This is a genomic window from Rhizobium oryziradicis (assembly GCF_001939045.1).
Taxonomy (GTDB): Bacteria; Pseudomonadota; Alphaproteobacteria; order Rhizobiales; family Rhizobiaceae; genus Allorhizobium; species Allorhizobium oryziradicis.
On sequence record NZ_MKIM01000024.1, the window covers coordinates 101939 to 116034 of the forward strand.

Genomic DNA, 14096 nt, shown 5'->3' on the forward strand with positions numbered 1-14096 from the left:
GCCTCGGTTTATAACTCGTCGCTAGGAGGCGATAATATATGTTTGGCCAGTCCCGTGTTTCACGCATGCAAACCGATTCTTTGAAGGTGATCACCGCCAACATAATGATCTCAGATCCAGATTTGAACATCCGGTATATGAATAAAGCCGTGATGGATCTGCTGAAGGAGGCTGAATCGGACCTCAAGAAAGAGCTTCCGCGCTTTGAATTCAGCAAGCTGATTGGCAGCAATATTGATATTTTTCACAAAACCCCGTCGCACCAGCGCAATTTGCTGGCGGCACTGAAAACACAGCACAAGGCCACAATCTGGGTTGGGCACCGCGCCTTTGACCTGATCGTGACACCACTGCTGGACGGCGGCAAAACAACAGGTTTTGTGGTTGAATGGGCAAACGCCAAAGAACGCCTGCAAAACCTTGACTATCAGGCACAGATGGCCGCCATCAGCCGTTCGCAAGGGATTATTGAGTTCACCACCGACGGTGAAATCGTAACCGCCAACGAAAACTTCCTCAAAGCCATTGATTATCGTCTGGACGAAATCAAGGGCCGCAATCACAGCATGTTGGTGAACCAGGACTATGCCAAATCACCAGAGTACCGACAGTTTTGGGACGCGCTGCGCCGCGGTGAAGTGCAATCTGCCGAATTTACCCGCTATGGCAAAAACGGCAAGGTGGTGGTGATCAATGCCGCTTACAATCCGATTCTGGATAGCAACGGCAAGGTCACCAAGGTCGTCAAATTCGCAACCGATGTCACAGAGCGGGTGAACGCCGTCAATGCGATTGGCAGCGCCTTGACCCGCCTTGCGGATGGCGATCTTTCGTTTACGCTGGATACACCGTTTGCGCCGGACTTTGAAGGCTTGCGCCGCACGATGAATGAAGCCCTGACACAGATGCGCAACACGCTCGGTTCAGTCGCCCACTCGACCGGGCAGATTGACAATGGCACGCGCGAAATCAGCCAGAGTGCCGAAGACCTGTCCAAGCGGACCGAACAGCAAGCCGCCTCGCTTGAAGAAACAGCGGCAGCGCTTGACCAGATCACCGTCAACGTGTCCAACGCCTCCAAGCGCGCAGACGAAGCCCGCCATGCGGCCGCCACGGCCAGCGAAAACGCCCTGCGGTCTGGTAAAGTGGTTGATGATGCTGTGGGCGCAATGTCGCGCATCGAAAGCTCTTCCAATCAGATTTCCAATATCATTGGTGTGATTGATGAAATCGCCTTCCAGACCAATCTTCTGGCGCTGAACGCCGGCGTTGAGGCCGCCCGCGCGGGCGAGGCAGGCAAAGGCTTTGCCGTTGTCGCGCAGGAAGTGCGTGAACTGGCGCAAAGATCGGCACAAGCCGCCAAGGAAATCAAGGAGCTCATCCGCAATTCTTCCAACGAGGTCAGCACCGGCGTGAAACTGGTGAGCGAAACCGGCGATGCCCTGCGCACCATTCAGCAGAATATTGTGGCTGTGAACGAGCATATGGAAGCCATTACCAGCTCGGCCCGCGAGCAGGCCACGGGGCTGTCCGAAGTCAATTCGGCGGTCAACCAGATGGATCAGGTCACCCAGCAAAACGCGGCCATGGTGGAAGAAACCAATGCCGCCAGCGCGAGCCTCGCACAGGAAACCGCCCGCCTGCGTGAACTGATTGAAAAATTCCGTCTGGGCAATGCAGCCGCTCCCCGGCAATTGGCTGTGGCCAATGCCACCCACAGAGCAACAAGCTCTCCTGCCCGCAGCATGATGGCAAAAGTTGCCCGCTCGGTGGGTGCGCCCGCCCAATCGGAAGGCTGGAGCGAGTTCTAAGCCAATTGGTGAAGGCTGACAGCAAGAGATCCCGATAGACCCTTACAGCGGCGGTGATGAACAATCACCGCCGCTATTGCATAATTCTTTAAACCGGAATCGGTTTAAAGATGAAATTATGCAACAAAAATAAAGAGCTACTTTGAGCCTTTGTGCGCCATAAATGGCGCACGGCGCTGTATTGTCGTGATCGACTTGGCCCCTGCATAATTTTAAGAACCGTACGAAATCCACAACCATCTGAGCAGAAACGTGCTTTTCTCGGGCTGAAAAGCACGCCAAAATCAGGCCTAACAGCTTCAATTTACTGGATTATTACTCTTTTTGCGCACAGGGGTGCGAATTATGCAGTCGTAAACAAAATCAAAACTTTTCGTTAAATTTTAGCGAATAAACTGCCTACTGATAGAAGAGGTAAGTTTGTTATGCGTAAATTCCTCATCATCGCCCTGTTGCTGGCTTTGGGAAGCTGTGCCCGACCGCCAAGTCAAATCCGCAATGCCTGCGCGATTTTTGACCAGCGTGATGGCATGTTTGAAAACTGGAAGCGAGCCACGCGTTCTGTCGAGCGCGAATACGGCGTGCCGGTGCCTATCCTGATGGCAACAATTTACACGGAATCAAGCTTCAGAGCGCGGGCAAGACCACCACGCCGCTATATTCTTGGTTTCATCCCATGGAAGCGTGTGTCGACAGCTTACGGCTATTCTCAAGCCCTGGACGGCACCTGGGAGCGCTACCAGCGCGAAACCGGACGCTATTTTGCCCGCCGCAACAATTTCGCCGACGCGGTTCGCTTCATTGGCTGGTATCACTACCAAAGCCACCTGCGTAACGGCATCCCCTATTCGCAGCCCTATAATATCTATCTGGCCTATCACTCAGGACAGGTTGGCTATCAACGGGGTGCTTATCGCTCAAGACCCGAGGCCTTGGCCGGCGCCAAGCGCTTTGCCGCCATTGCCAGCATCTATGCCGATCAGTTGCGGCGCTGCCCGTGACATACAGTGTCCTTTGTGCGCCACATATGGCGCACAAAGGACACTGTACCGCTTTAAATCTGCTGCATCAAAAGCCCGAGGGCGGTTGACGTCTGATAAGCGCAAGCTTTGATATCAATTCATTGACTGATTGCTCCACGCTCTGCTTCGCAGTGTCGAGAATGAAAGGGCCTTGCCCCCAATCATCATAATGTCTGGCATCATAATGTCTGGCAGTCACGTCTTCCCAGCTCGGTTGTTTCAACCCCTCAATGTCCGTGACCCGCGTTTCCACTCTTCGGCGATGCTCATCCTGGTCAGAACAAATAACCTCGACTTCAAAGAATGGCACCGACAATTGAACTGCCACCGATCGCCATGCGTCTCGCGTCACGTTTAAGGAATTGACAGAATCCGCGATCACCATGTTACCGATCATCAGATTGTCACGCGCAACCCCATAAGAGACCAGATATCCTGCGGGGCCAACCTCAGATCTCAACATCCCGGAGGCTCGTATATTTTGCTCAACGGTATCAACGCGAATATGGACCGCGCCCAATTCTCGCGCCAAGGCACGAGCCGTGGTTGTTTTTCCAGTGCCTGGAAGACCACCAAAAATAATGAGCATGTGTCATGACCTTCCGTTTACAGCGCCACCATCCACAAGACACAAAAAAGGGTCGCTCGCGCGACCCTTTCCATGAGTTTGACCTAGCCATAGTGGCCCGGAGAGCAAAGGCTCATCCGTAAGGAAGGTGTGTTCAGACCGAGGGCTGCCCCTTTCCGTTCATCACCATTCCAAAGCCTTCTACGCAGATCGAAATCTCATTAGACATTGGATCACCTTCCTTTCTGTTTGTTGACGTTAAACTGAAGGTAGGTGACAAATGGCTGCTTCGCAAGGCACGAAAAATAAAATAGCGCATTGTTGAGTGATTGATCAAATACCGGTATTTATCCCTGCAGCGTCAGCACAATCTTGCCAATGTGGTTGCTCTCTTCCATCTGCCGATGCGCCTCCGCCACCTGCTCGAAGGGCAGCACCGCGTGAATAACCGGTGCCACCGTGCCCTGCTCCAACAGCGGCCAGACCTCGGACAAGAGATCATCGCGGATGGCGCGTTTTTCTTCGGCGGTGCGCGGGCGCATGGTGGAGCCGGTCACCGTCAGACGCTTGACCATGATCGGGCCAAGATTGACCTTTTCCGCCACGGCCCCACCCAGAAAGGCAATGATGGAGAGGCAGCCGTCTTTGGCGAGCGATGCGATATTCTTCTCAAAATAAGCAGCGCCAATCATATCAAGAATGACATCGACACCTTTGCCATCGGTCTCTGCCTTGATGACGGCGGCAAAATCCTCATTTTTGTAATTGATGGCGCGTTTGGCTCCCAGCTTTTCGCAAGCCGCGCATTTGTCCGCAGAGCCAGCGGTGGTAAACACATCTGCACCAAAGGCCTTGGCAAGCTGGATGGCGGTGGTGCCAATGCCTGAAGTTCCGCCATGGATCAGCACGGTCTCACCTTCCGTCACCCCCGCCATTTGAAACAGATTGGCCCATACGGTGAAGAAGGTTTCCGGCACCGCCGCCGCCTTGATGGCGTCATAGCCCTTTGGCCAGGGCAAGGTCTGCCCCACCGGCAGGAGGCAATATTCGGCATAGCCGCCGCCATTGGCCAGACCGCACACCTTATCGCCAATGGCAAAGTCCTGCACGCCCTCGCCCACCGCTGCAACGGTGCCCGCCACTTCCAGCCCCATCACCGGGCTTGCGTCTTTTGGTGGCGGATAGCTGCCCTGCCGTTGCGCCACATCCGGCCGGTTGATGCCAACGGCCTCAACCTTCACCAGCACTTCGCCAGCGCGCACGAGTGGCAGCGGGCCATCGACTACGCGCATCACATCAGGCCCACCGGGGGAAGAAACATCAATATAGCGCATGGTTGTTGGCAACGACACGGAGAGCCCCTTTGTTTTTTAAATGCCTGTCTTAGTTAGGGAGGGTGACCGGAAAAAGAAAGAAGTCCGATCGTCGCAGCATTGATAAAAGTGATTGTGAAGACCTGTTCAACGCGCAAAAGGCAGCCATTGATGAACAAGCCTGAGACCCGTTTTCGACGATGTTCTATTGCAAGACGTCATTTTTTGGCGGGCGTTGCCAGCCTCTGCCTTGTGCGCCCTTTCCCGACAATTGCCTCAGAAGGGAGCGTTGCAACCATGCCCCTTTTTCCAACATTGGATGCGCTTGACCAGTCTTTGGCCGCCGGCAATATCAACACGATCAACCGTAAAATGTTGCTCTCGTTTGCAGCACCCTCTGTGCAGTTTGTGACGAAAAACACACCGGATGATGCCATTCCTGTCGGGAGCAGCAAGATTGGCGGTGCCCCAGATCTGCCCAAGAGCATGGCTTGGCCGATGCGTGGTCCATCAAGTGCCGGGAAGAGCGAGGTCGATGGCCTTCTAAAAGCCGTTAAAAAATATCCGAGCGAGCCTTTGCGCAAGGAAATTGATGCGAAAACAATCCTTGCCAACAGGTCAGCCCCCTTGGCTTTCCTGCTGCAACTGGATCTGGCCGAATGCACCAAAAAGGGCAAAATGGATGCGGATTTCCCCACAACAGGCCATTTCTATCTGTTTTATGATTTCGTGTTCAAGCCTTGGTATGCAGAGGGAGTTGATGGTGGTGGTTTCCGGTTGATATATTCGCAAGCACCATTCGCGCATCTTGTCCGCCAGCCGCCGCCGGACATGGGCTTTCCGCTCTATGACACGTTGGCAGAATACCGCAATCAATTGTCCTCGGCGGTCATTGATCCAGCCTTCAGCTACACATTGCCCAGTTCATCAAGTTATCCGATGATGGTTCGTTACAGCTATCCCAGACAACCGCCACACGAAGACTGGTTGGAGAAAAACACCTATATACCCTCAATCGGCGGCCAGCTTGGCGGCTGGCCTTACCTGATACAATATGATCCCGCCATTGATCTTGGCACATCGGACGCTGGCATGGGCAAATTGAGCGGCGACAATTTCATCTCCGAAATCACCAAACTTCCCGGACCAATCGAGAATTGGGTGACATTGATTGAGCTTACCGATTACGACAGCCCAATCAATGACTTCAATGGTATTTACCTCGTGATGATCCGCCGGAGTGATTTGAAAAGCCGTGATTTTTCAAAAGCTGTCTTCATTTATCAAACCGATTGACCTCAAACCTCCGCTTGGCCCAGCTCGCGAAACCTTGAAATATGCAGGCCCGATTGGCTTTCCTTGGCATACTTCTTGATCGCGGCAATTTCGGATGACAGGCGGCTGACATCATCAATCACCAGACCGGTCGGCAATTCCAGCACGCCGATAGAGCAGCGCATCAGGGCAAAATCACGGGTTATGCCGTGGCGATCCTCGCCGCGAATGCGTCCCGATGCCCGATCTTCCGGGGAATAAAGCTCGGTGACATCGCCGTGGAAGTCCGACAAAAGCCGATCGAGAATTTCGGTCAGCTCATCACTGGTCCAATCACTGAGGCCAATGAAAAAGTCATCGCCGCCGACATGGCCAAGAAACACACCATCGGCAAAGAAATAGCGCCGCATTAGGGCGGCAAACAGCGAGATGGCATGGTCGCCAAGATGAAAGCCGTAATGGTCGTTGAAGGGTTTGAAATTGTCGAAATCGCAATAGCAGAAATGGCGAAAACCATCACTGTCGCGGCCCGCATCCTGCATGAAATCGCGGATGGCGCGATTGCCCGGAAGCCCGGTCAGCGGGTTTTGCTCCTGCGCGCTTTTCAGCTGCTTCTCATTGATGATACGGATCAGGGAGGATGCCGAAATCACCCCGGCATAGCGCATGTTTTCGGTCAAAAGCACGCAATCGCTGCCCTCGGTATTGGCAAAAATCGCCATCAACCGGTCGGCGTCGGCATCCAGCCCCACCACCGGGGCGCGGTCGACAAAATGCGAGATGGTGCGCTCATAGACCTTGTTTTTCAAAAGATCACGGCCAAACGGCTGATAGATATATTCCTTCAGGTGGATCTCGTGAATAATGCCGCGCGGCTCGCCATTGGCGTTCAGCACCGGAAAAAACGACTGGCGCGGATTGCGCCGAAACAGATCAAACACGCTTTCAATCGTGTCATTTTCATAAACCGTTGGCAGGCGCTCGATCTGTTTGCGGATGAGGATTTCATCCAGCGACTGGCTGCTGCGCCGTGATTGCCCCACCTCGCGCAAATGCGGATAGGCCGGCAAAAGCTCGGCCAGATGAGTGGTTGGCTTGGCAATCAGCCAGCCTTGCACCAAATCCACGCCCAGTTCACGACAGGCGACAAATTCGCCCTCGGTTTCAATGCCTTCGGCAATCACCCGCACCCCCAGCACATGGGCGATCTGGACAATATTCTTGACCAGATGGCGCTTGCGCGGGTTGCCATCCACACCGGCCACGAAATGGCGGTCGATTTTGAGGTAATCAATCGGGTAATCGCACAAGAGCTTCATTTCGGCATGGCCAACGCCAAAATCGTCGATGGCGAGTTTGAAGCCTGCCCTGCGCAGCCGGTTTACAAGGCTGGCAAACTCCGGCACATTGGTGTTGTCAAACCGCTCGGACAGCTCGAAACAAACGGATGATGGCGCAATGCGCGCCGCTTTCAAATGGGCCAGCAAACTATCCACCATGGCATCACCATGGGGAATAAGCCGCACATCAAGATTGATAAACAGCGTGAAGGCGGCATGATCGGGCAGTGTTGCAAACTTGGCCAAAGCCCGGCTGGCCACCATTTGCTCCAGTGGCAAAAGCTGGCCGACCGCCTCGGCCTGATCCAGAATATCCAGTGGCGTGTCAAACCCGATGCGCTCCTGACCACGCATCAAGCTTTCATACCCAAACACCACTCCCGTCTGCACCTCGACAATCGGCTGAAGCGCATTTTCAACCACAACTTTTGCCAGGGTGAGCAATTGATCGCTGGCAAAACGACGTACCCCGCCCACATCCGCAGCCAAGCTCACTGCCATAACCTGTTCGCCTCAAATTGATAAAGTCTGATCCGACGCTGACCCGGAATCCTTGAAGGAAGTCTTTATGGCAGATGAAACTTTTGTGACATTTGTGCAGTTGGGGTGATGCGGGCGAGAAAATCAGACATGTGTGGTGATGTTTTTATTGATTGATGAGTCAATTAAAAATAAACTGTCATTTATCAACCAGGAAAAGCCCAAGGAAAAGCAATGCCGAAATTGGGAATGGAGCCTCTGAGAAAGAAAGCGTTGGTGGATGCCGCGCTGAAAACCATTGGCCTGCACGGCTCGCTGACGGTCACCATGTCGCAGATTGCCCGCAACGCAGGCGTGTCTCCTGCCCTTGCCCATCATTATTTTGGCAGCAAGGAGCAATTGCTGATCGAGACCATCCGCTCTTTGCTGCGGCAATTGCACATAGACACCGTTGCGGCTCTCACAAAGGCAAGAACCCCGGTTGAGCGCATTTCCGCTATCATCCACGTGAGTTTTCAGGCTGATCAATTTGCGCCCGATACAGTAGCGGCCTGGCTTGCCTTTTACTCAGAAGCCCAGCGGTCTGATGCCACGCGCCGCCTGCTGCTGATTTATGCCCGCAGGCTGCGCTCCAACCTGATGCATGCCCTCACCTCGCTGACCCCACCTGTTGATGCCGAGCGCATTGCCGAGGGCACAGCGGCGATGATTGACGGGCTGTATATTCGCCAAAGCCTGCGGGCAGCACCCTTGTCCATTGAAGCTTCCGTGGCACTGGTGGAAGATTATGTGACCCGCCAACTCCACAGCGCAGAATCTGGAGCCGCCACCCTATGAGTACCGCGACCAAGCCCAATATTCTCATCATCATGGTGGACCAACTGAACGGAACGCTGTTTCCCGACGGTCCGGCAGACTGGCTGCATGCGCCACATCTGAAAGCGCTTGCGGCCCGCTCAGCGCGGTTTCAAAACAATTACACCTCCTCGCCGCTCTGTGCGCCTGCGCGCGCATCCTTCATGGCGGGGCAATTGCCCAGCCGCACGCAGGTTTATGACAATGCGGCGGAATATGTCTCCTCCATTCCGACTTACGCCCATCATTTGCGCCGTGCCGGTTATTACACCGCACTGTCAGGCAAGATGCATTTCGTGGGGCCGGATCAATTGCACGGCTTTGAAGAGCGGCTGACCACCGACATCTACCCCGCCGATTTTGGCTGGACACCGGATTATCGCAAGCCCGGCGAGCGGATTGACTGGTGGTATCACAATCTCGGCTCGGTGACGGGTGCAGGTGTAGCCGAAATTACCAACCAGATGGAATATGATGATGAAGTGGCCTTTCTGGCCGAGCAAAAGCTTTACCATCTGGCCCGCGAAAACGATGACGTAAACCGCCGTCCCTGGTGCCTGACCGTGTCCTTCACCCATCCGCATGATCCTTATGTGGCGCGCAAGAAATACTGGGATCTTTATGAGGATTGCACCCATCTTCTGCCCGAGGTTGGCCCGCTGAAGGATCAGGACCCCCATTCCAAACGGCTGATCCATGCCTGTGACTATGACAATTTCAATGTCACCGAAGAGGACATCCGCCGCTCGCGCCGCGCCTATTTCGCCAATATTTCCTACATCGACGACAAGGTTGGCGCGCTGATCGACACGCTGACCCGCACACGGATGCTAGACAATACCCATATCCTGTTCTGCTCCGACCACGGCGATATGCTGGGTGAGCGGGGATTGTGGTTCAAGATGAATTTCTATGAAGGATCAGCCCGCGTGCCTTTGATGGTGGCTGGCCCCGGCATTGCCCCCGGCCTGCATCAAACGCCCACCTCCAACCTCGATGTGACACCAACGCTGTGCGATCTGGCAGGCATCTCCATGGATGAGGTGATGCCCTGGACCGATGGCATGAGCCTGACCGGCATAATCGGTGGCGAGACCCGCGCAGCACCCGTGCTGATGGAATATGCCGCCGAAGGCTCCTACGCGCCTATGGTCTGCATGCGTGAGGGTCAGTGGAAATATGTGCATTGCGCTCTCGACCCCGACCAATTGTTTGACCTCGACGCGGATCCGCAGGAGCTGACCAATCTGGCAGACAACCCGGCCTATGCCGATGTTCTGGCCGATTTCACAGCCAAGCGCGAAGCCCGCTGGGACATGGCCCGCTATGATGCGTCGGTGCGCGAAAGTCAGGCGCGGCGCTGGGTGGTCTATGAAGCGCTGCGCAACGGCGCTTACTATCCATGGGATCATCAGCCGCTGCAAAAGGCATCCGAGCGTTACATGCGCAACCATATGGATTTGAACGTGCTGGAAGACAGCAAACGCTATCCGAGGGGAGAGTGAAATGCTGACAATATGGGGCCGGAAAACATCTTCCAATGTGCAAGCGCTGATGTGGTGCGTTGGCGAACTTGGTCTCGACCATGTGCGCCATGATGTTGGCCATCGCTATGGAGGCAATGACACGCCCGAATTTCTGGCGATGAACCCAAATGGCACCGTGCCGGTTTTGCAAGATGGCGATGGTGACTTTCTGTTTGAGACAGGCGCGATCCTTCGCTACCTCGCCAGCCGCTATGCATCGTCCCCATTCTGGCCGGATGATCTGGCGGGGCGCACCCGTGTGGACATGTGGGCGGAATGGTCAAAAGTGAATATTGCCCAAGAGTTTACCGCGCCGATCTTCTGGCGTGTGGTGCGCACTGCGCCGAAAGATCGCGATCCCGCCGCCATTGCAAAAGCCATGGGCGTGCTGGGCGCAAAGCTGGATATTGCTGAACAACGACTGGCAAAGCACACCTATCTGGCTGGCGACAATTTAACCCTCGCTGACATTCAATTTGGCCATGTCTTGTTTCGCTATTTCGACATCGACATCACCCGCCCTGAGCGCCCTGCCCTTCAACGCTATTATCAAAACCTGACCACGCGCACCGCGTTTCGCGAGCACGTGATGGTGTCTTACGAAGAATTGAGAGTTTTATGATGAAAGCCCAACCCAAAGCTTCCCACTTCATTGATGGCGAATACGTCGAAGATACCGCAGGCACGGTGATTGAGAGCATCTATCCCGCCACCGGCGAGGTGATTGCCAAACTGCATGCCGCAACCCCTGCCATTGTGGAAAAGGCCATTGCCTCGGCCAAACGGGCGCAGAAGGAATGGGCAGCCCTTTCGCCCACCGCGCGTGGTCGAGTGTTGAAAAAAGCAGCAGAGATCATGCGCGTGCGCAACCGCGAACTCTCCGAGCTGGAAACGCTGGATACCGGCAAGCCGATACAGGAAACCATTGTGGCCGATCCGACATCGGGTGCGGATAGCTTTGAATTTTTTGGCGGGATTGCTGCTGCTGGGTTGAACGGCAGCCATATTCCGCTGGGCAATGATTTTGCCTATACCAAACGGGTTCCTCTTGGCGTCTGCGTGGGCATAGGTGCTTGGAATTATCCGCAGCAGATTTGCTGCTGGAAATCAGCCCCGGCCTTGGCGGCTGGCAATGCCATGGTGTTCAAGCCGTCAGAAATGACACCGCTGGGCGCGTTGAAAATTGCCGAGATTTTGATCGAGGCAGGTGCACCCAAAGGCGTGTTCAATGTCATTCAGGGCGATCGGGACACCGGGCCTTTGCTGGTCAATCACCCCGATGTAGCCAAGGTGTCTTTGACTGGATCGGTGCCAACGGGGCGAAAAGTCGCGGCTGCGGCAGCAGGCCATTTGAAGCATGTCACCATGGAGCTTGGCGGCAAATCACCGCTGATCGTGTTTGATGATGCGGATGTGGACAGCGCTATTTCCGGCGCGATGCTGGCCAATTTCTATTCCACCGGTCAGGTCTGCTCCAACGGCACGCGGGTGTTTGTGCACACCGCCATCAAGCAGGTCTTTCTTGAGCGCCTGAAGGCCCGCGCGGAAGCCATTATCATTGGTGATCCGCAGGATGAGGCCACCCAGATGGGGCCTCTGGTGTCTATGGCGCAGCGGGAAAAGGTGCTGTCCTATATCGATAAGGGCAAGGCTGAGGGCGCGACGCTGATCACCGGCGGCGGCATTCCCAACAGCGCATCGGGAACTGGTGCGTTTGTTCAGCCCACCGTGTTTGCCGATGTCACTGATGGCATGACCATTGCCCGCGAAGAGATTTTTGGACCCGTGATGTGCGTGCTGGATTTTGACGACGAGGCAGACGTGATCGCCCGCGCCAATGATACAGAATTTGGCCTGGCCGGTGGCGTGTTCACGGCCGACATCACCCGCGCCCACCGCGTGGTGGATCAGCTGGACGCCGGAACGCTGTGGATCAACACCTATAACCTCTGCCCGGTGGAAATGCCGTTTGGCGGCTCAAAGCAATCCGGCTTTGGCCGCGAGAACTCGCTGGCGGCGCTGGAGCATTATTCGGAGTTGAAAACGGTCTATGTCGGCATGGGCAAATGTGAGGCACCTTACTGATGTTTTCCGCAGTCAGTCATGCTCGGGCTTGACCCGAGCATCCAGGCCACGGCCACACCAGAAGACTAAAAGGTGGATCCTCGGGTCAAACCCGAGGATGACGTCAGAACAGGCAGAAACCCGTCCCCTCGTTTCAGGCGTGGGCAGAGATCGGCAAAGGGTTATTTATGCAGGCAGATTTCATCATCATCGGCTCCGGCTCGGCAGGGTCTGCCATGGCTTACCGTCTGTCAGAAGACGGCAAGAACACGGTGATTGTGCTGGAGTTCGGTGGCTCGGACATTGGCCCCTTTGTGCAAATGCCCGCGGCACTTGCCTTTCCGATGAATATGGATCGCTACAATTGGGGCTATCTATCGGAGCCTGAGCCGCATCTCAACAACCGCCGCATGATCGCGCCACGTGGCAAGGTGGTGGGCGGTTCGTCCTCCATCAATGGCATGGTCTATGTGCGCGGCCATGCGGAGGATTTTAACCGTTGGGATGAGATGGGCGCGCAAGGCTGGGCCTATGCCGATGTGCTGCCCTATTTCAAGCGCATGGAAAACGCCCATGGCGGCGAAGAGGGCTGGCGCGGCACCGATGGGCCTTTGCATGTGCGCAGGGGTGAAGCGAAAAACCCACTCTATCAGGCCTTTATTGAGGCCGGCAGGCAAGCGGGCTTTCCCGTCACCGAGGATTACAACGGCAGCAAACAAGAGGGCTTTGGCCCGATGGAGCAAACCAGCTGGCAAGGTCGCCGCTGGTCCACGGCCAATGCCTATCTAAAACCAGCGCTGAAGCGCGACAATTGCCGCTTGATCCGCTGTTTTGCCCGCAAGATCGTGCTGGAAGGCAGGCGTGCGGTGGGTGTGGAAGTGGAAATCGGCGGCAAGATCGAAGTGATCCGCGCCAACCGCGAAGTGATTGTTGCGGCTTCCGCCTTCAACTCACCAAAATTGTTGCTGCTCTCCGGCATTGGCCCGGCCGCACATCTGCGCGAGATGGGCATTGAGGTGGTGGCCGATCGCCCCGGCGTTGGCCAGAACCTGCAAGACCATCTGGAATATTACCACCAGTTCAAATCGAAACTGCCGATCACTCTGCATTCCAAAAACAACTGGTTCTGGAAAGGCGTGGTGGGAGCGCAATGGCTGTTCCTCAAGAAAGGCCTTGGCACCTCCAACCAGTTTGAATCGGCGGCCTTTATCCGCTCGGCGGCAGGGATCAAATGGCCGGACCTGCAATATCACTTCCTGCCGATTGCCGTGTCCTATGATGGCAAATCATCGGCGGAAGGCCATGGTTTTCAGGCCCATGTCGGCTACAACATGTCGAAATCCCGTGGCTCCGTCACCTTGCGCTCACCCGATGTCAAAGATGCTCCGGTCTTGCGCTTCAACTATATGAGTGAGGCGGAAGACTGGATCAAGTTCCGCCATGCAGTGCGCATAACCCGCGAGATCTTTGCGCAAAAAGCCTTTGATGCCTATCGCGATCACGAGATTGCCCCCGGCAGCGGCGTGCAAAGCGATGACGAGATTGACGCCTTTTTGCGCGAGCATCTGGAAGGTGCCTATCACCCCTGCGGCACCTGCAAGATGGGCAGAGTGGATGACCCCATGGCAGTGGTGGACCCGACCTGCAAGGTCATTGGCGTAGACGGCCTGCGGGTGGCCGATTCATCGATCTTTCCGCATGTCACCTATGGCAACCTGAACGGCCCTTCGATCATGACCGGCGAAAAGGCCTCCGACCATATTCTCGGTCGCGATCCGCTGCCACGCAGCAATCAGGAACCCTGGATCAATCCGACTTGGCGGTTAAGTGATCGGTAAGCCC

Annotated in this window: 11 protein-coding genes; 8 read left to right on the top strand and 3 right to left on the bottom strand. The window is 55.3% G+C overall.

Going from position 1 to position 14096, the window contains the following annotated elements; all coding sequences use genetic code 11:
* The first annotated feature begins 38 nt into the window (after positions 1–38).
* Both BJF95_RS06095 and BJF95_RS06100 read left to right on the top strand, forming a co-directional pair.
* Complete coding sequence (locus BJF95_RS06095; protein WP_075638578.1) at positions 39–1811, top strand: methyl-accepting chemotaxis protein; 1773 nt, start codon at positions 39–41, stop codon at positions 1809–1811.
* Between the two features lie 425 nt (positions 1812–2236).
* Positions 2237–2812 carry a transglycosylase SLT domain-containing protein gene (locus BJF95_RS06100; RefSeq protein WP_075638579.1) on the top strand — a complete coding sequence of 192 codons (576 nt, stop codon included), beginning with the start codon at positions 2237–2239 and terminating at the stop codon, positions 2810–2812.
* A gap of 67 nt (positions 2813–2879) precedes the next feature.
* On the opposite strand, the gene BJF95_RS06105 is transcribed toward BJF95_RS06100, so the two are convergent.
* Together BJF95_RS06105 and BJF95_RS06110 are read right to left on the bottom strand one after the other, a co-directional pair.
* Entirely contained in the window at positions 2880–3422 is a 543-nt protein-coding gene (locus BJF95_RS06105; protein ID WP_075638580.1) for a P-loop nucleotide/nucleoside kinase family protein, read from the bottom strand.
* A gap of 326 nt (positions 3423–3748) precedes the next feature.
* Positions 3749–4753, bottom strand: coding sequence for an NAD(P)H-quinone oxidoreductase (locus BJF95_RS06110; protein WP_245297241.1), 1005 nt, complete (start codon positions 4751–4753; stop codon positions 3749–3751).
* Positions 4754–5011: 258 nt separating this feature from the next.
* Between BJF95_RS06110 and BJF95_RS06115 the strand changes: the two genes are divergently transcribed.
* Positions 5012–6010: a DUF1963 domain-containing protein gene (locus BJF95_RS06115; RefSeq protein ID WP_175577214.1), complete on the top strand. Its 999-nt coding sequence runs from the start codon at positions 5012–5014 to the stop codon at positions 6008–6010.
* Between the two features lie 2 nt (positions 6011–6012).
* Here BJF95_RS06115 and BJF95_RS06120 read toward each other — a convergent pair whose 3' ends face one another.
* Positions 6013–7830 (bottom strand): bifunctional diguanylate cyclase/phosphodiesterase, encoded by a 1818-nt coding sequence (locus BJF95_RS06120; protein ID WP_075638583.1) that lies wholly within the window; start codon positions 7828–7830, stop codon positions 6013–6015.
* Positions 7831–8043: 213 nt separating this feature from the next.
* On the opposite strand from BJF95_RS06120, the gene betI reads away from it, so the two are divergent.
* From betI to betA, 5 genes are all read left to right on the top strand, one after another.
* Positions 8044–8646: a transcriptional regulator BetI gene (gene betI / locus BJF95_RS06125; protein ID WP_075638584.1), complete on the top strand. Its 603-nt coding sequence runs from the start codon at positions 8044–8046 to the stop codon at positions 8644–8646.
* The gene (betC, locus tag BJF95_RS06130) at positions 8643–10169 is read left to right on the top strand and encodes a choline-sulfatase (RefSeq protein WP_075638585.1); all 1527 of its coding nucleotides are present in this window, start codon (positions 8643–8645) and stop codon (positions 10167–10169) included. The genes betI and betC overlap by 4 nt, the downstream gene beginning before the upstream one ends.
* A gap of 1 nt (position 10170) precedes the next feature.
* Positions 10171–10812: a glutathione S-transferase family protein gene (locus BJF95_RS06135; protein WP_075638586.1), complete on the top strand. Its 642-nt coding sequence runs from the start codon at positions 10171–10173 to the stop codon at positions 10810–10812.
* Positions 10812–12275: a betaine-aldehyde dehydrogenase gene (gene betB, locus BJF95_RS06140; protein ID WP_075638874.1), complete on the top strand. Its 1464-nt coding sequence runs from the start codon at positions 10812–10814 to the stop codon at positions 12273–12275. Before BJF95_RS06135 ends, betB begins: the two co-directional genes overlap by 1 nt.
* A 167-nt stretch (positions 12276–12442) precedes the next feature.
* On the top strand, positions 12443–14092 hold the full coding sequence (betA, locus tag BJF95_RS06145) for a choline dehydrogenase (RefSeq protein WP_075638587.1): 1650 nt from the start codon (positions 12443–12445) through the stop codon (positions 14090–14092).
* Positions 14093–14096 lie beyond the last annotated feature (4 nt).

Excerpts from the sequence above, each read along its gene's own strand:
- BJF95_RS06095 (WP_075638578.1), top strand. The coding sequence starts at position 39 with ATGTTTGGCCAGTCCCGTGTTTCACGCATGCAAACCGATTCTTTGAAG.
- BJF95_RS06105 (WP_075638580.1), bottom strand. The coding sequence starts at position 3,422 with ATGCTCATTATTTTTGGTGGTCTTCCAGGCACTGGAAAAACAACCACG.
- betB (WP_075638874.1), top strand. The coding sequence starts at position 10,812 with ATGAAAGCCCAACCCAAAGCTTCCCACTTCATTGATGGCGAATACGTC.
- BJF95_RS06135 (WP_075638586.1), top strand. The coding sequence starts at position 10,171 with ATGCTGACAATATGGGGCCGGAAAACATCTTCCAATGTGCAAGCGCTG.
- BJF95_RS06100 (WP_075638579.1), top strand. The coding sequence starts at position 2,237 with ATGCGTAAATTCCTCATCATCGCCCTGTTGCTGGCTTTGGGAAGCTGT.
- BJF95_RS06115 (WP_175577214.1), top strand. The coding sequence starts at position 5,012 with ATGCCCCTTTTTCCAACATTGGATGCGCTTGACCAGTCTTTGGCCGCC.
- BJF95_RS06120 (WP_075638583.1), bottom strand. The coding sequence starts at position 7,830 with ATGGCAGTGAGCTTGGCTGCGGATGTGGGCGGGGTACGTCGTTTTGCC.
- betI (WP_075638584.1), top strand. The coding sequence starts at position 8,044 with ATGCCGAAATTGGGAATGGAGCCTCTGAGAAAGAAAGCGTTGGTGGAT.
- betA (WP_075638587.1), top strand. The coding sequence starts at position 12,443 with ATGCAGGCAGATTTCATCATCATCGGCTCCGGCTCGGCAGGGTCTGCC.
- betC (WP_075638585.1), top strand. The coding sequence starts at position 8,643 with ATGAGTACCGCGACCAAGCCCAATATTCTCATCATCATGGTGGACCAA.